The sequence below is a fragment of the Mariniflexile sp. HMF6888 genome (assembly GCF_044335535.1).
GTDB lineage: Bacteria > Bacteroidota > Bacteroidia > Flavobacteriales > Flavobacteriaceae > Mariniflexile.
In genome coordinates this window covers 1-18,066 of record NZ_JBIQVZ010000004.1, presented here as the reverse complement: position 1 = coordinate 18,066, position 18,066 = coordinate 1, and the positions used below count along the sequence as shown (strand labels likewise).

The 18,066-nt window shown below is 33.5% G+C and carries 18 protein-coding genes; 8 read left to right on the top strand and 10 right to left on the bottom strand.

Features of this window, described 5'->3' with window-relative positions:
• Positions 1-31 precede the first annotated feature (31 nt).
• From ACGLWY_RS10955 to ACGLWY_RS10930, 6 genes are all read left to right on the top strand, one after another.
• Entirely contained in the window at positions 32-427 is a 396-nt protein-coding gene (locus ACGLWY_RS10955; RefSeq protein ID WP_396619721.1) for a DUF2721 domain-containing protein, read from the top strand.
• A gap of 49 nt (positions 428-476) precedes the next feature.
• The gene (locus tag ACGLWY_RS10950) at positions 477-2,570 is read left to right on the top strand and encodes a beta-galactosidase (RefSeq protein WP_396619720.1); all 2,094 of its coding nucleotides are present in this window, start codon (positions 477-479) and stop codon (positions 2,568-2,570) included.
• Positions 2,571-3,164: 594 nt separating this feature from the next.
• Positions 3,165-4,103, top strand: a complete 939-nt coding sequence (locus ACGLWY_RS10945; RefSeq protein ID WP_396619719.1) for an acyl-CoA dehydrogenase — start codon at positions 3,165-3,167, stop codon at positions 4,101-4,103.
• A 361-nt stretch (positions 4,104-4,464) separates the two neighbouring features.
• Positions 4,465-4,833, top strand: coding sequence for a DsrE family protein (locus ACGLWY_RS10940; RefSeq protein ID WP_396619718.1), 369 nt, complete (start codon positions 4,465-4,467; stop codon positions 4,831-4,833).
• A 15-nt stretch (positions 4,834-4,848) separates the two neighbouring features.
• On the top strand, positions 4,849-5,205 hold the full coding sequence (locus tag ACGLWY_RS10935; RefSeq protein ID WP_396619717.1) for a rhodanese-like domain-containing protein: 357 nt from the start codon (positions 4,849-4,851) through the stop codon (positions 5,203-5,205).
• A gap of 115 nt (positions 5,206-5,320) precedes the next feature.
• Positions 5,321-5,653 carry a hypothetical protein gene (locus ACGLWY_RS10930; RefSeq protein WP_396619716.1) on the top strand — a complete coding sequence of 111 codons (333 nt, stop codon included), beginning with the start codon at positions 5,321-5,323 and terminating at the stop codon, positions 5,651-5,653.
• A gap of 64 nt (positions 5,654-5,717) precedes the next feature.
• Here the strand turns inward: ACGLWY_RS10930 and ACGLWY_RS10925 are convergent, their stop codons facing one another.
• From ACGLWY_RS10925 to ACGLWY_RS10900, 6 genes are all read right to left on the bottom strand, one after another.
• The gene (locus ACGLWY_RS10925; protein ID WP_396619715.1) at positions 5,718-6,599 is read right to left on the bottom strand and encodes a helix-turn-helix domain-containing protein; all 882 of its coding nucleotides are present in this window, start codon (positions 6,597-6,599) and stop codon (positions 5,718-5,720) included.
• A gap of 237 nt (positions 6,600-6,836) precedes the next feature.
• Entirely contained in the window at positions 6,837-7,793 is a 957-nt protein-coding gene (locus ACGLWY_RS10920) for an alpha/beta fold hydrolase (RefSeq protein ID WP_396619714.1), read from the bottom strand.
• Between the two features lie 248 nt (positions 7,794-8,041).
• Positions 8,042-8,650 carry an alpha-ketoglutarate-dependent dioxygenase AlkB family protein gene (locus ACGLWY_RS10915; protein ID WP_396619713.1) on the bottom strand — a complete coding sequence of 203 codons (609 nt, stop codon included), beginning with the start codon at positions 8,648-8,650 and terminating at the stop codon, positions 8,042-8,044.
• Positions 8,637-8,882 carry an Ada metal-binding domain-containing protein gene (locus tag ACGLWY_RS10910; RefSeq protein WP_396619712.1) on the bottom strand — a complete coding sequence of 82 codons (246 nt, stop codon included), beginning with the start codon at positions 8,880-8,882 and terminating at the stop codon, positions 8,637-8,639. Before ACGLWY_RS10910 ends, ACGLWY_RS10915 begins: the two co-directional genes overlap by 14 nt.
• Before the next feature lie 291 nt (positions 8,883-9,173).
• Complete coding sequence (locus ACGLWY_RS10905) at positions 9,174-9,707, bottom strand: hypothetical protein (protein WP_396619711.1); 534 nt, start codon at positions 9,705-9,707, stop codon at positions 9,174-9,176.
• Positions 9,708-10,004: 297 nt separating this feature from the next.
• Positions 10,005-11,162, bottom strand: a complete 1,158-nt coding sequence (locus tag ACGLWY_RS10900; RefSeq protein ID WP_396619710.1) for a hypothetical protein — start codon at positions 11,160-11,162, stop codon at positions 10,005-10,007.
• 85 nt (positions 11,163-11,247) lie between these two features.
• On the opposite strand from ACGLWY_RS10900, the gene ACGLWY_RS10895 reads away from it, so the two are divergent.
• A complete protein-coding gene (locus ACGLWY_RS10895; RefSeq protein ID WP_396619709.1) occupies positions 11,248-11,829 on the top strand; it encodes a HupE/UreJ family protein in 582 nt (193 codons plus the stop codon).
• Between the two features lie 6 nt (positions 11,830-11,835).
• Positions 11,836-12,333, top strand: coding sequence for a DUF6702 family protein (locus ACGLWY_RS10890; RefSeq protein WP_396619708.1), 498 nt, complete (start codon positions 11,836-11,838; stop codon positions 12,331-12,333).
• Positions 12,334-12,761: 428 nt separating this feature from the next.
• On the opposite strand, the gene ACGLWY_RS10885 is transcribed toward ACGLWY_RS10890, so the two are convergent.
• The 4 genes from ACGLWY_RS10885 to ACGLWY_RS10870 form a co-directional block, all read right to left on the bottom strand.
• A complete protein-coding gene (locus ACGLWY_RS10885; protein ID WP_396619707.1) occupies positions 12,762-12,881 on the bottom strand; it encodes a T9SS type A sorting domain-containing protein in 120 nt (39 codons plus the stop codon).
• 6 nt (positions 12,882-12,887) lie between these two features.
• A complete protein-coding gene (locus ACGLWY_RS10880; RefSeq protein ID WP_396619706.1) occupies positions 12,888-15,548 on the bottom strand; it encodes an RICIN domain-containing protein in 2,661 nt (886 codons plus the stop codon).
• Between the two features lie 446 nt (positions 15,549-15,994).
• Positions 15,995-17,158, bottom strand: coding sequence for an MFS transporter (locus ACGLWY_RS10875; RefSeq protein ID WP_396619705.1), 1,164 nt, complete (start codon positions 17,156-17,158; stop codon positions 15,995-15,997).
• A gap of 274 nt (positions 17,159-17,432) precedes the next feature.
• Positions 17,433-17,990 (bottom strand): hypothetical protein, encoded by a 558-nt coding sequence (locus ACGLWY_RS10870; protein ID WP_396619704.1) that lies wholly within the window; start codon positions 17,988-17,990, stop codon positions 17,433-17,435.
• Between the last annotated feature and the right edge of the window lie 76 nt (positions 17,991-18,066).

Here is an 18,066-nt window from a genome sequence, read left to right as displayed (position 1 = left end):
AAGTTTCTAAATTTGGTTAAATTCTTATAAAATGGGAGATTTAACGCTTACCACACCTGCTGTTCTGTTTTCGGCAATATCATTAATAATGCTTGCTTATACCAATAGGTTTTTAGCTTACGCAGCGGTTATTAGGGATTTGCATAGCAAGTATAAAAAGAACAAAGACAAGGTTTTAATTGCTCAAATAAAAAATATTAAGCAACGCCTGTACTTAACACGTTCTATGCAAATTTTTGGGATTTCAAGTTTATTGTTATGTGTTCTTACCATGTTTTTAATTTATATACAACAGCAAACACTGGCCATTTGGGTGTTTGGTGCTGCTCTTATTTTATTAATCATATCATTGGCATTATTAATTATGGAAATTCAAATTTCGGTAAAAGCCTTAGAACATCATATTAGCGATATTGAAAACAACTAATAAAAAATTCAACCTCATTAATAAATGAAAAAAAAACAAATAGAACATCATGACATTTAAAATCAAATCAGCAAAAACGCTTCTTATTGCTTTTGTAATACTGCTAAGCATAAACTGTTTGGCACAACAGTTCGAACAATTTTTCCCAGCCAAAGACCTAACAACCGTAGGTGTTTACTATTACCCCGAACATTGGAATCCTGACCAATGGGAACGCGATTTAAAAAACATTGCTGAAATGGGCTATGAATTTACCCACTTTGGTGAATTTGCCTGGGCACAGCTAGAACCCGAAGAAGGGAGATACGATTTTAAATGGCTGGATACTGCTTTAGAACTTGCTGCCAAGTATAAATTAAAAGTCATCATGTGTACTTCTACCGCAACACCTCCAGTTTGGTTGGTTCGTAAACATCCCGACATCCTTGCTACCGACGAAGATGGCACTAAAATGGACCATGGTTCCCGCCAGCACGCAAGCTTTTCAAATAATTACTACCGTAGCTATTCCATGAAGATGATTGCGGAACTGGCAAAAAAATACGGTAATGACAAACGTGTTATAGGTTGGCAAATAGACAACGAACCACGTCGCTTTCTTGATTATAGTGACGATGCTTTACAACGTTATCGGGCGTGGTTAAAAGACAAATACAAAACCATTGATGTTTTAAATGAAGCATGGGGAAATAATTTTTGGAGTGGCACTTACAGTCATTTTGATGAAATTAACTTGCCACTACACAAACTATGGGGCATGAATTTACACTCGCAATTGGATCATTACCGATTTGCCGACCATGAAACTGCGTCGTTTCTAGACGAGCAAGCTCTTGAAATTCGCAAATATGCCGCTAAAAACCAATGGATAACCTCCAATTATATTCCCATGTACCATGTGGGTTACGTAGGCATGAGCAAAGCATTGGATTTTGATTGTTACACACGTTATATGGTTTATGGTAATGATTTAGGCATTGGTTCCCAAGGCTATCGGGTTGGCGAGTATTCACGTATTTCCATGTCCAACGATTTTTTCAGACCTTTAAAAGGCATGTACGGCGTTATGGAATTACAACCCGGACAAGTCAATTGGGGAAGTATCAATCCGCAACCACTACCTGGTGCTATGCGTATGTGGTTATGGCATGTATTTGCTGGTGGCAGTAAATTTACCTGTACCTACCGCTACCGAGCACCACTGTATGGTTATGAGCAATACCACTATGGCATTGTGGGGCCCGATGGCGTTACACAAACCACAGGCGGAAAAGAATTCGGTCAATTTATCAATGAAATCAAGACCCTACGAAAAGAATATAATGCCGAGGTAACCTTACCAGAATCATACCTAAAGCGTAAAACAGGTATTTTGTTCAATGCCGATAATGTGATGGGCATCAATTTAAATAAACAAACCAAAGAATGGAATACTGAAGCGCACTTTCTAAAATATTACAAAGCCGTAAAATCCTTTGGAGCTCCCGTGGATTTTGTTCGTGATACCACCAATTTTTCAAACTATCCGGTTTTAATAGCACCTGCTTACCAAATGATTGACCAACAAATGATTGACAAGCTTACCAACTATGCCAAAAACGGTGGGCATTTGGTGTTAAGTTGCCGCTCGGGAATTCAAAATAGAAAAGGGCATCTTTGGGAAGCCAAATTTTACGAACCTATGTGGAAATTAATAGGTGCAGAAATTGAATCATATGATTTGTTAATGCCACATGCTCCCGGTAAAATCAAGTTCAACAATCAAGAATTTGAATGGGTAAGTTGGGGCGATTTATTAAAACCCAATAAAGAGACGGAGACTTGGGCAAACTTCCAAAACGTTTTTTATGCAGGCACGCCTGCTGTGGTATCTCGCAAATTAGGAAAAGGCACTGTAACCTATATTGGTGCGGATTCAAAAAATGGCGATCTTGAGAAACAAGTATTAACACAATTATACCAACAACAACACATTCCTATTGAAAACTATCCTGAAGGCATTATGATTGAATACCGCGATGGTTTTGGTATTGCTGTTAATTATTCCGATAAAGTTTACAACATGGAACTTCCAGCAAACGCTACTATTTTAATTGGAACAAAAGCCATGAAAACCGCCGATGTATTGGTTTGGAAATATTGAATTAAATCCGGTGGGTGAAATTAAGAAAATTTAATTTAGTACTCAAGTGTCAGTCTGAGACCTTTGTTAAAGTTTTTAACTAGCGAATGCGATGACGTAGTTTTTTTTAAAATTTAATTATCTGTAAAACAGATATTTATAAAATACATCAATGGTAGCCTGTCGAAGTGCTTATAGAAGGAGTCTTAGAATGCTAAGAACTGGACTTCGACAAGCTCAGTCTGACAGGGGAACTAAGTAAGAGAGTAAATAAGTTTGTCACACTGAGCCTGTCGAAGTGCTTATAGAAGAAGTCTTAGGATGTTCAAACCGACAAAGAAGCCTATTAGGGAACATGTTGTCAAGCTGAGCCTGTCGAAGCTGTATGTAAAAGAAGTTATGTGTAGAAGTGCTAAGAACTGGACTTCGACAAGCTCAGTCTGACAGGGGAACTATAAAGTAAGAATGTAATTAAGTTTGTCACACTGAGATCTTTGTTAAAGTTTTTTAACTAGCGAATGCGATGACGTAGTTTTTAAATGAATCAAGAAAACAATATAAAACAGTCTCGTCTATTAGAAGCTCCCGCCTTTTCATCTGAAGTGCTGGAATGGATTGCCAAAAACAATCGTTTGGAACATTTGGGTTCCTAAAGCTTATAACGGATTGGAATTATCGCTTACCGAAGGCTTGCAAAAACTTCAAGGCCTAGCAAAAACAGATGGCAGTTTGGGTTGGACGGTAACACTTTGTAGTGGTGCCAACTATTTTATTGGCAACTTACAACCCGAAGCCAGCTCCGAGATTTTTTTATCACCAAACAAAAGGGTGTGTTTTGGAGGTAGTGGCGGTATTTTTGGAACGGCAGAACAACAAGGCGATACTTACAGTATTTCCGGGGAATGGCATTATGCCACGGGTGCCCCTTACCTCACCCATTTTACATTGAATGCTAAAATTATAGCCAATGGCGACCTTGTACTGAATGACGATGGCAAACCTTTAGTATACTCCTTTGTGATTCCAAAAGAAGCGGTTAGTATTATAGAAAACTGGGGTGCCATGGGCTTAAAGGCAACGGCGACCCATTCATTTCAGGTCAACTCTGTTGTGGTTTCCTCTAAATATGCCTTTGTTTATAATACCTTTTATTTACCGCAGCCTATTTTTAAAATTCCCTTTTCGGTGTTTGCCGACCTCACACTTTGGGTGAATTATTTAGGCATGGCAGAACATTATTTGGAAGAAGCTGCCACAATTTTAGAGCACGAAATATTAAAACCGTTTTATTCTATACTACTTAAAACCAACCAACAACTTTATAAATTTGCCGAACAGATTGAATTACTTACCACTACAGAAACAGTAATAACTGAACTTTATATTGAAACCATACACACTACTGCTTTGGCTTCGGTTAAAAAAATTTCTAAGGCTATTTTAAACATCTATCCCCTTTTGGGTATGAAGGCTTGTAACAAGCAGCACGTTTTAAATAGAATATTTAGGGATTATTTTACGGCAATGCAACACCATAATTTTTCTGGAAGGTAGAAACTGATTTTGTTTGAATATAAAATTGGGGGATTGTTTTTTTATATGATTACTGTTTTAAATTAAGTATTGTTTTACACTTTTGAACAGTTCGGTTTTTGGGAAGCTTACAATGCTTTTCATAGGATGCTGTGTTGTATCCAGTATATAGCCATTTCAATATATCATCATCAACTGAAAGGCAGGGTCATTTTTGTCATATAATTTCCCTTATATTTCTAAAATTATAAAGGTTTTTTTACCTTTTTCTACTATTGGACCTTCAAGTCTATTTTTTGAACTTCTTAGTCAATTTGAACTTTTCAATCACTCATACATTTGTGGTATCAAAATAATTATTAATCATTTAAATAAATTAATCATGAGTGCAAAAAAGAAAGTAGTAGTATTAATAAGTTATGGATTAGATGATGAAAGAGCATCTGTAGCTTGGAGTATCGCAAATGGAGGAATCAAATCCGGATTAGAGGTAAGTATTTTTTTAGTAAGCTCTGGAGTAGATTGGGTTAGAAAAGGAGCAGCAGATAATGTCCATTTAAATCCTAAAGACCCAACAATGAAAACGATGATTGATGCCGTTGTAAATAATAAATGTAGAATTATGGTTTGTCCACCATGTGCAGAAGTCAGAGGTTATTCAGTTGAAAACTTAATTGATGAAGTTGAAATGATTGGCTCCGGAGCCTTACATCAATTAATTTTAGAAGGAGCAGAAGTAATATCTCTTTAATTTAAAATCTTAATTATGATCGCACAAGAAAAAAAGCATAGAGAAGTTATAGAGCAAATAACTGTTGATTGTTTAGATGCTATTATATCTGAAAACAGTTATACAATTATTGACGTAAGGAATCCTAAAGGAATTGAAGATCAAGGGAGTATTCCTGGAGCAATTAATATTCCCTTTGATACGATTGATAAACATTATGAATCATATAATACCATTTTTAATAATGAAGGACCATTTTTGTTTTGTTGCACTGGAGGAGTCATGTCTTATATGGCAGCTCTAAAAGCACAAGAGAAAGGAATAAAAAATGTGTTTAATTTAGAAGGAGGTCATTCGGCGTGGAAGAAATTAAAAAAAAGTGAGGAAAGTTGATTAATCAATTCTCGTTTTATGACTAGAAAAAAGCAATGCAAGTTTTCATTTAATGAGCAAAATATTCTTGAAGGCTTGCATTGTAAAATAAGTTAATTATTAGAATAATATTTTCATGGAATTACTAATTATAGTATTAATCGTTTACGGAATATCTGCAATCGTAACTATAAGTAAAATATTTGAACCGTTACGAGATTTTACAGAGAAGTATAGCCCAAACTTTTGGAGCTACTTAACTAGCTGTATGCAATGCCTTCCTTTTTGGATTGGAATATTTGTTTCATTTGTTATTGAAAGTCCCGTGAAAATTGAAAATGAAATGTTACCTTCCTTTTTGAATGTATTTTTTACATATTTGTTTTCTGGAGCATTATTTAGTGGAACTACAATGTTTATCCATACTATATTTGTAAACTTAAAAGGTGAAAACAAGGGAAAATCTTAAGAAAAGTACAGGTAATGAATAATTAAAAGAAAGATTATTAATAAGGGATAATTTATGATCTCCTTTAATTTAATAGCTTTTGGTTTTTTTTTGAACTTCTCCATTGGTTAGGAGTCATTTTAAATTCATTTTTAAAAGACCTAATAAAATGCGAATCACTTTCGAATCCACAATCGTAACATATTTGTTGAATTGTAAAGTCTGTATTTAGAATCAGGTTACGAGACAAATGTAAGCGTTTGGCTAGTAACCATTTTCCTGGAGAAGTTTTGTATACCTTTTCAAATTCTCTTTTAAACGAAGATATACTTTTGCCACATAATCTAGCAAATTCATCAACTTTTAAATTATACATATACTGTTCTTCCATTATTTTCTCGATAGTATTATTTACATTTTGAGATAATGTATAAAACACGTTTTTAATATCTGAATTAGTACGATCTGTGCAGATATTTAAAAGCATTTCTCTGAATTTTAATTCTAGAATTTTTTGCGGAATTTTTTCGTCTTTTTTTAAATATGAAAAAAAAGAATTATATAATGCATTTAAACTTTCAGAAATATTAATTCTATAAATAAAATCTGGATGATTAATTTTTTTTAGAGCTAAGGTTTCTTTAGAGATATCTTCTTCCACACATCTTTTAATAAAATCATCTTTCATAAAAAACATCAATACACAAAAACCTTCTTCAAAATACTGTTGGTTTTTAAAAGCTCCCTTTCTTACAAATATTGATTGATTTTCTTTTACTAGATATTCAGCCGCCGGAGTAATCCATTTTTTTTTACCACTTAACACATATACAACACTATGACATTCTGACCATGCCGTAAAAAGTTCCTCTTTAATAGGGCATTTAAACTCTACTATTAAATAATCATCTCCAATTATTTTGTTATAACCCGGAGTTTCTAAAAAGTGTTTATAGGAATCAAACATAAATATTAAACCCTTGCAATAATTCAAATTTAGTAAATTTTATTAAGTCAAGCACGAAATCATGAATTATACCTTTACTATAATCCGAATCTGTTTTGAAATTCTAGATCAAATCTATTTTTAAAAAATTTGTTACAACGTTCAATACATGCAAAGTAGGCGATTGCGTTGTACTTTATTTTCAAATTACAAGAAAGTTGAAGCGGTCTACAACCGTTGAATTTACTATTATTTCGCCTATTTTGTATATACATTGTTATGTGTTGTTCTTTCTATAAACTTATTTAGTTCTTCGAAAAAAGCCTTCTTATTTTCGATATAAGGATAATGTCCTGCATTTTCTATATACACAACTTCTGAATTTACTATCAATGTATTTGCCAGTTGAACCGCTTCTTCAACAATAAAATCATCTTTGCCATTTATTATTAATGTGGGACATTTAATATTCGAAAGCTTATCCTGTACATGAATATTTAGTTTAATTTGTGTTGCCAAGTCATTGAGTGCAACTGCATTTTTGGCAGTCACTTCATCAAAAGCCGCAACTTTCATATAATCATCTATGACACTTTTATTTGAAAATACGGTTCCTTCAGATATTCTCATTGCTTCATTATGAATTTCGGGATCACCTTCAAGATATTCCTTACTTTCCCATAGCTTTTGTACATATTCCCATTCTTCTGGTTTGAACATTGAAATCTGCTTTTTATAACATGCAATTAGCAATTCTGTGTTTACCGGTGCTGCATCCACAAGTATCAGTCGCTTAATGTTTTCAGGATATTCAACACCATAATACATTGCCAATAATCCACCCCATGAATGGCCAATTATATTTAAATTCTCAATGCCAAATACTTTTCGTAATTCTTCTAAATCATCTACCAGTAACTCAACATTAAAAGTTGTACTGTCTATCTTTTCTAATAAGGATTTACCGTTCCCGCGCTGGTCATAAAAAATAATTTTATTTTCTCTGGCAAAATCAAGAAAGAACGGATATAATTCATCATGATACATTCCTGGGCCTCCATGAAGTATTATGAATGGTTCTCCCTCACCAATTATCTTATAATAGTGCTTTACACCATTTACTTCCTTATATCCTTCCTCTATACGTAATTTTTCTGTATTGCATTGTCCAAGAAGAATACCAAGAATTATTAATACAATTAGATTTCTTTTCATGTTTATTAAGTTTAAATATTTGTGTGAATTAACAAAATAACACATAACACTTGTATAACTACAATAAATAGCTATACCATTGTAGTTATATCGTTTATGTATACAATATATTACTTTTTAATAAGGTATTAAATAAAAAAAGCGTATCATAAAGTGTAGCTTCTTGTATATGCTTTCTTTTTCTTTTATGTTGCTATGAAGTCATAGAATGTAGAGCCTGGCAGCAGCTCTTTTGTCTTTCGATCAGTTTAGTGAATAATTGTCCTGAATGTCAAGTTTACTCTCGGTGTCCTCACTTTTTTAGTTGGTGGCAGTCTGTGTAACCAATGTGTTTGAGTTATGTCTTTCATTACTAAAAGGCTTCCGTGTTCTAAAATCAATTCTACTTTTTCTTTGGTCTGTTTGTGTTTGAAAGCAAATTTCCGTTCTGCCCCGAAACTTAGTGAGCTGATTGCTCCGTCTTTTTTCAAGTCTGTTTCTCCGTCACTGTGCCACGCCATTCCTTCTTCTCCGTTGTGATACAAATTGAGCAAACAGGAATTAAACGTTTCGCCAGTTTCTTTTTCTATCAATGTTTTCAAATCCAATAATTCCTTTGTCCACGACAAGGCATATTTTGTTGTATTGGAATACGTGTATCCAAAAGGTTTTTCGCCATACCACGCTACTTTGCGTTTGGTGATGATTTTCTTTCCGAAGATAATCGCTTCGTCATTTCGCCATTCAATAGTTTCTAATAGTTTGTTCAGATAAAAGTCTGCTTGTTCTGTCGTCAAAAGTTTTCCATAATAATTGACCGTTCCGTCTTGTGGCAACCAGTTTTTTGCTTTGTCTATGATGTCATCAAATAGTTTCATGTTTCCATTTCTGATATTTTTGTTTCATACAATGTCCGCAAGGACGGAAACTGTTTGTGATGGCTTCTTTTTCCGTCAGAAAGAAAACCCTGTTTTCTCGTTTCATTTTCTTGCCCGATGTACAAGACAAAGTTCCGTAAATTTTCAATTTATTATTACCACCAAAACTAATTTTATACTGTTTGATTTCACTCCGTAAATCGGCATCTGAAATTTTGCTATGCTGTATCATTCTAACTTAACGCATCGTGAAAAATAATACCCAAAGTGTAGCGTTCCCTAAAAATTTCGGAATCTTTTTTCTGTTTTGGCAACTAAATGTCAAAATCACAACTAAAATTATAATGATTTTTTCCATTCTCATAAATTGTTTACAACGGCAGTCTGTCTCGTATAACCGTCAGCTACGGGTTTATATACGTTTATTTTCGGTTTGGCACTGACTTTAGCAATTCCGAGTGGATTTGGACGTAGTCGAATCCGCTGTAATTGCGATTATACATTGTTATGTGTTCGTACTTTTTCACCAACTTACCCTTGTGATTATAACAGATTTATTGTCATCTAAAAATCCAACAGAATAGTGTTTGCTCGCAATTGTATCAATAATATATTGTTTTGAGTAGTTCTTTCTTCCCTTTTTTCGTTCAATATGTTCAAGTTCGTTTGAGTGCATTTTATTCTCTTTTTCTTCAAATCCATTTGTTTTTAGTTCTCTTTCTAATTTTTCTAAATCCATTTGGTCAAACTCAACTAAAAATGAAGATGTGTAATCTCCAAAGTGGTCAGGAAATGAAGCTGTTTTGTATTTTATAATTCCGCTTTCTGGGAATTCCATTTTGGTAACTTCTTTAAAATCAGTTTTGTAAAAATCCGATGAAGGGTATATTGCTCCATAAATAAAATATCCAACAAGTAAAATTGGTGTTAAAGCTATAATTCTCCACTTTTTATTAAATCCTCTTTTCTTAATCCATATGTAAATTAGATATGAAATTCCTATTGGGATTCCAATTCCGAGAATAATTACAATTAAGAAAATAACTATTAATTCCATTCGGTTTTTTCAGTATGACACACAACACTTGTATAACCACAATAAACAGCTATACCATTGTAGTTATATCGTTTATGTATACAATATATTACTTTTTAATAAAGTATTTAAATAAAAAAACGACACCTTATTGTAAAATGCAGTTTCTATATATGCTTACTTTTCTTTTATATTGTTATGAAGTCACAGATTTCTTAGAGCTGGTTTTTCGCAAGTAGGCTTTAGGCTATGCCAATACTTTAGATATCCCTTGTGTATTTAGTAGTGATGGCGGTGGATTTTATTTTCATGATAAAACTAATCAATCAACTTATATTCTTTAGAGATATAATCCTTTAAAACTTCAAAAGGTATAACCGACCATGAAATTTCACCACATTTTTCTTCATCAAAGGACTTATTTCTTAAGAAAACCCCCTTAAAAGTAAGATGCCATATAGGAAACTGCCACATTTTTACAGCATTATAATTACAAGACGACGATTCTGATGCTTTTATTCTTTGCGGATAGAGTGCTGTTAAAATCTCTAAAACCTTGGGACCAAATACATTATATCTATATTTCATCCAATTAAAATCTCCAACTTTCAATTCTGGTTTAGGTTTACCATCAAACCAAAATAAATCATCTAATATAGGTTCTTCTCCATCTATTAAGTTATAATTATGGTACGTTGAATAACTTTTAATACTACTGGTAAAACATGACTTCTTAATAACAGAAGTATAGCTAATAAGCTTTTCATTTAAAAAATTCACCTCATAATCGCAGGTATAATTTCCTTTATTTTTTGTAAACACGCATGAATATTTAGCATTTATCATTTCTATATGATTTGCTAACAACCTTTTATTCACTTGTTCCGGATTAATATTATTTTTCCGGTCGGCCAGAACTCTAAAGAAAGATATTCCAGATTCTGGGTCTGTATGGTTTTCTATGCGAGTACCATTGGAAATCTTCTGTTTTTTTCCTTTTTTAAACGAAATGTTCTGAGTTCGATAGGCTTTATATGGTGACACTTCATATTTTTTTACCACTTCGATAAAAGGATGATTTAAGGCATCAATACTAATGGGTTTTAGTATAAAATGTACCTCTTTACCTCTTTTGTATTTCCAGATTCCTACCCATTGATCATTTTCTTTTTCAATTAAAGTTATATTATCATTTATAATATTTTCTTTTTTATCTGCATCCCAATATCTCGAAATCAGATGAAATTCACCGTTTTCCAAAATTTTTCCTTCTAAAACATGATCGTATTTGTCATTTAAAGTCATGTATGTTGCAGTACAATTTGAATCGTATTCGTCTATTTGTATAGCAACTTCCTCATCCCCTATCTGTCCATATAAGTAATAAACTTTCTCGCGATGAGCAAACGCATTTTTAATTCCGATAAGCAGGAAAAAGACAAATAGAACAGTCTTCTTTATTTTAGTTGAAGTCATTAATATTTTTAATTGATTTTCAGTTTTTTTTTGAAGCAAAAAAGAGTAATTTGTTACGCAAAATAACCAAAATATTCGTAACTGAATGGATGAGTTTCTATTTTATTTAAATCAAGGGATCAATCATATTACAGATTTAGCGGGAGTCGACCACATGGCTTTTATAATTACACTTTGTGCTGTGTATAAAGTAAAGCAATGGAAACAAATTTTGATCTTAATAACAGCCTTTACGATTGGGCATAGTATTACTTTAGCGCTTTCTGGTTTAAAAATTATTTCGGTTAATCAACAATTGGTTGAAACATTAATTCCTATTACTATTTTACTAACTGCAATTTATAATATTGCAAAAAAATCCGATAACAATAAACGCATACAATTAAACTATTTTTTAGCGCTGTTTTTTGGATTTATTCACGGCATGGGATTCTCTAATTTTTTCCGTTCCATGATGATGGGTATTGATGATGAATCTATAATATTTCCGTTATTTTCATTTAATCTAGGTATTGAACTTGGACAATTAATTATTGTAGGGTCCTTTTTACTTTTAAATTTTATATTAATTAAATCGTTAGCCATAAAACATCGGGAATGGAATTTGGTGATTTCAGGGGCTGGAGGCGGCATTGCATTAACAATGATTATTGAACACTTAACTTAATTCGATTTGAAACGTTTTATTATAATATTACTCGTTGTTTATGGACCATTCAATGTTTGGGGGCATACTATCAAAATGACTACTGGCAAACTAAATATAGACCGTAAAAACAACTCTTGCTCCCTTACCATTAACTTTTTTATTGATGATTTTGAAAGCGAACTTATTAATATGTATCCACAGGCTCCATTTAATTACCAAACCCCAAGTAATGAAATGCTTCAAACCATAGAAGATTATATCTTAAATAACGTTGTAATTGAGTTAAATCAAACTACGGCATGGTTAAAGTTAACATCTGTAAACAAAACCGAAGAAAACGTTTGTCAAGTCACACTAAAAGGAGAACTACATGAAAACAAAGGGGTTATCAAAATAAAAAACACACTTCTATTCTCTTCTTTCGACAAGCAATCGAATGTACTTCATTTATTTATAGATGGCGAAAAAAAAGAAATTCTGAGGTTTTTTGCTGGTATTCCAATTAGGACTGAAAGAATCTAATTTAAGAATTCATTCTACTCCCAAAACTGGTATGTTCAAGAAAACAATCCCTATTATCTGTCTAAATATTATCCTTTAATAAAAGTAGGCAGGAGCCCAGTATACTTTTTAAAGTTGATCTAAACTCCAAGACCAATCTTGCTGATCTCTTGACCAATATGAATGTATAGGTATATAATCTACACGAAAATTATTAGCCTCTGCTACCCCCATAATTTTCTTCAGTAAAAATCTGTAAAGGAAACTGTGCTATTAACTTTGAAAAAGGCACTAAGACCATAATTACTACAAATAGGTGATTTTTCAACATTTTAGTTTAGTTTTAAGTGTAAAAAATAAACCTAAATTAATTAATACTATTTTTAATCAAAAAAAGGGTAGAATCTATTCAGATTCTACCCTTTTAGATTAATCAGTATCCTATTATTTTATAACTTAATCATCTTTTTGGTTATTTGTGATTCAGAAGTTTTTACAGTAAGTAAATAGACTCCCGATGTAAGATTGCTCATATCTAATTGGTATTGTTTATAGATTTCAATATTCATTATGGCTTATTCTTTGACAATGGTTTTATTTATAACACCATTCTCTGTAATTATTCGAATTACAAACATCCCAACACCCTCGTTAAGAGTCACTTTTGTGGTTTGGTTTATAATTTCGTTTGCGTTTATTAAACGGACTTGCTGTCCAAGCATATTGAATACCTCAATTTGTTTGACCTTTCCTGCCTTAGTCAAATCGATATAAAACTCATTTTTAAATGGCACAGGATATATTTTCACTTCAGCTATGACATTATTAGCAGTTAAACCAAGTGTCTTTTTAGATGAAACTGCTTTACTAGCATTATTAGTTGGGTCACCCACTAAAAGCCACTGTGCGTTTACATGAGTAGTGTTTGCATATTGCCCGACAACAGAACCATTAGCAGTTCTTCCCATTCCATCTAAAAACAATCCTGTAGCACGGTTTTGAATTCTGTAATAATCGCCGCTATATTGTTGTACGGACCACTGTGAATTATTACTAGTTGTATTGGCCCACTGACCACAATTAGACCCATTGGCAGTACGTCCCATACCATCAAGGATCATCCCTGTTCCACGGTTTACAAACTGAACATAGCCATTACCAACATCTACCATTTCCCAATATGAATTGTTGTGTTTCGTAGAGTTGGCATATTGATTACAATCATCACCATTGACCGTTTTACCATATCCATCTACTACTAAACCTGTTCCCCGGTTTTGTATTTGATAATAATTGGTAACGCTGGCAGTATTTACCAATTTGATATTAGGAGATGGTGGCGTATTCATTCCACCTCCAAAATAAAACCCAAGATTCGGAGGCTGGTTATACGAATTGTTCTGCCATGCAATAGCAGTCCTGTAGTTAGGGTCATGCATTAAAGTGTACATTCTTTGAGTCGTACTGTAAGGACTAACAAAAACAATCAAACCACTGTTATCATCACGTCGGTATATAACTTCTTCCCTCCAGTCACCCAAAATATCGGCCATAAGGCAAGGATTCGATTTACTTCCATTATTGGCGGCAATTGAAGCCATATTATATAATGTGGCCACCCTGTCGGTCCCGGTTCCATTCCATTTCGTTATGACCGTTCTGTCGAGTAATTCACGTTGAACGTCGCCGTCCCACCAAACACCAAAATTGTAAGTAGCTCCGTTACCAGCAGTAGTTGGTACTGAAGTTGATATAAGTTGGCCTGTACAGCTACGAAGACCAGAACCATCAGAACCCCATATTTCCATGCCTTTGTAGTTTGGATCTACATCGGCAGCCATACATCTTCCAATATCACCACTTGACCAATTTGCCCAATGTATGGTACCACTCTCAGCATTTCTTAATGATATACCCGGGATTGTTGTACCATTAGCATGCTCTTGACTGCTAAAATATTCCAAACCGGCAATATCAGGGTTAATATCAGCTAAATGAGCAGCATCGCCATGACCAAAACTGGTGGAATAAAGACCATTACCATATTCATCAACCGCCATGCCTCCATAAGTTATCTCGTCTCTACCGTCACCATCAACATCACCGGCAGCAAGATTGTGGTTTCCTTGTCCGTTAAAAGCAGTACCTACATTATTGCTATCCCAAGCCCACTCTTTTGTTAAAGTGCCATTTCTAAAATGCCATGCCTCAAGTTTTATGCGTTCATAAATTCCTCTGCCGATTACAAAGCTTGGATTTTCGCCATCGGTATAGGCAACTGTCCACATGCATTTGGTAGCCCTGTGAGCAAGTTGAGCAAGGTTTTGGCCCGGCAGCCCCCATTGTGCTATTGGTTCACGATCGATATACCAATTCCATGCAACTTCTGCTCCCGTTTGTCCATCAAATATTGATATGTAATCGGGACCTTCGGTTCTGAACCAAAAAGGACCATTCTGTGCCGCCGTAGAACGATAATTGGTTTGTCCGTCTCCATTTCTGTCGCCGATATTATTTCCTAAACCGTCGATCATACCATCTGAAGTTCTGGTAGCAATTTCGGCCTTTCCGTCGTTGTCTAAATCGTACACCAAAAAGTTTACTTCTACATTGTGTATTAAATTAGGTCCCAGATTAATGGCCCACATAAAGGTACCATCAAGTTCATAAGCTTCAAGATAGTGGTAATTGGTCGATTCAGGACTTTCATCATTTGCAAGTCTTTTAATAACAATTTCGTATTCCCCGTCACCATCTAGATCGCCAACAGAGGCATCATTCAGATTATGGGTCGTGTAACCACCGTTGATCGATCTGACCGGAATAGTGAAATACCCACTTCCCCTAATGCCTGTAGCAGCGGAAAGCGTTTGTTCTGTTCCGCCAATAACAGCAGCTACACTGTAAGAATCATCAGTACTGGTTGCATCAACATAATTTGAAACGCTAAGATTGGAAGCGATTAGTGTTGACCCACGGTATAGGTTATAGGTCGTATTCTGGGCGTATTCGTCACCGGGAATTCGCCAACTTATTAGTACTGAACTAGTGCCGGTTCGCATGGCAATTAACCCTCTGTCGAGGTTTTCCATGTAACGCTGCCCGTAAAGAGAGAAACTGCAAAGCGTCATGATGCCAATTAAAGACAGGCTCATAAGTAATCTTTTCTCAAATAATTTTTTAACCGTGAATTGATAAATTAACAGGGTGTTTTTAATGGTAAGCGTCGTTTTCATAATTTAGTTTAGTTGGTTGTTTTTTTAGTTTAAAGTTTGGTTGTTTTTTATAGATGTAAATGATACATATATAAGGGTGTAAACAAATCTATTTTTAATTTCTAATATATCTGTCCTGTACTTACATGTATAATTTGTTGATTTTTAGATATTTTTAAAAATAGTTAAGGAATTTTATTTGCTTTTTATAATTGAATAGAGCAAGTTATGAAAGCACCTTGGTAACTAGATAAACCAGTAAAATATTGTCAAAATAAGATTTTTAACTACAAAAAGTTGTAAAATGTGCTACGTTAACTAAAAGTGAACCTTTATTCTAATTTTTAAGTTTATAAATCAGTATTTCGTAAGGGGTTTTTCCTAAAAGGCTACATGATGTAGCCTTTATTCAGGACGGAACACCCGTACGTACGTGGTATGAGAGGCGCAGTGGCAACTTTAAGTCGTCACCCGTCTACTCGATTAGCTGTAGTCTTTAATTTCGTGATATTTGTTAATAAAAATAAAATTATCACTGAGGTTATTAAGAAATATGTTATTAATGAATTTTCAATTCCATATATTTCAGAAGATAAACCAATTATTATGCTCGGTATTCCAAAACCCAAATAAGCAAACAATAAATATCCCGATACAACTCTTGATTGTTGAACTGGATTTAATGTTGAAATTCCAGATAGACTACCAAAATAGCCAAAACCATACGATATTGCTCCAACTATTGAACAACCCACTAAAATGAGCAATATTTGACCATATATACTACCGAAAGTTAACATCGCAAAACCAATTGGAAGTAAAATGTATGATATTATCATTGATTTTTTTGCCGTCAATTTTTTCGCAATAGGCAAAAACAATGCTCCAGTTCCATTTATTAGAAACAATGATAGACCGCTCCAATTACCTAAATTAAACTTAGCAAGTTGTGAAGGAATAATTGAAATTACAATTCCTGTAACTGCCCAAAATAAGGCTATTGAAACATTATATTTAAATGACCCTTTTGGGAATAAAGGAAGCCTTATAGTTTTCTTACTCTTATCAAATTTGGTTTCAGCTAACAAAAAAGATATAAATAGCCAAAGGATTGACGCAATAAGGATAATCCAATAGGTTAAAGGAACTAGCGAAGTATAGTAAATCAAATAGATACTTGTCATCAAGGCTCCACCTCCAAAACCTAAAGTTGTCGATAAGGCTACTAAATTTGAAGAGTTTGTTTCCTTATTTATTACAAACAATTCAGACAAAAAGCTGCTTCCCGTTGCGATTGATAAAGCAACTGAAACACCAACAAAAATTCTTGCAAAGAATAATGCGTATAAGTTGGGATATGCAGTCATAATCAAGATAGAAATTGAAGAGAAAACAAGTGCAATCTGTAATACTTTTTTCTTGCCTATTTTGTCTGATAGTCCTCCAAAGAATAAAGCCGTTGGGATTAATCCACCAATGTAAGATGCAAACGCAAACCCAACCATACTTACTCCAAAATTTTCATTTTCTGAATATTTTTTGAAAAGGGGCATTTCCAAATTAACAGCTGAAGTTATTAAAAATAAAATTCCTGAGATTATTATTATTTGTCTTCTATTTTCTTGTGTCATATTTAAATTACAGCTAACACTCACATAATTACAATAAACAGCTATACAATTGTAGTTATACGATTTATGTATGCAATATATTATTTTTCAATAAGCTATTTAAATAAAAAAACGACGTCTTGTTGTAACATGTAGTTTCTTGTATATGATTACTTTTTTTATATTGCTGCTAAGTCATAGTCTTCTTAAAGCTGATAATTAAAAAATAAATATTAACTATGGAGAACTAGGCCAGTGCTTTTCATAGGATATGGTGTTGTGTGTTCGTTTTATTTTATTCCAATTCCGCTTTAAAATCGCCTTTTATTTCAATTCCTCCATTACAATCCGATTCACAAATTCCTTTAAAATAGAACGAGCCAAAAATCATTTCACCATTTTGTTTTGGAATTGATTTAATAGTTAATTCCTGTTTAAGTTTTTTTATTTTCGGTTCAATTGGTGGTCCAGACATTCTGTAATTAAATTCTGCTTTGAATTCGTTGTTGACTATTTTAATTGTCAAGTTTTGACTATACGCTGGATTAGTCTCAAATATTTTCAATTCAAGAGTATCAGAGTCAATTCGTTTTAATTTCGCAAACCTCATTAACCTTAAACTGTCGTTATTTACAATTGCATTAGATTTTATGATATATTGAGTTGAGTCAGGATAATTGTCATATCCAGATTCCGTTTTCAAAGTCAAAGGATTGAGCATAAATTCAGTTGAATTAAACAGGTTGCTATTTAATTCTTTGTCAATAGTTATTTTGTCAAATTCCGTTTTGTTTCTTTTAATTCCGCAAGAAACTAAAATTGTAGAAAGTGTTATTATCAGCAGTTTTTTCAATTCAGAGTTCGTTTTTTAAATGACACACAACACTCATACAACCACAACAAACAGCTATACAATTGTAGTTATACGA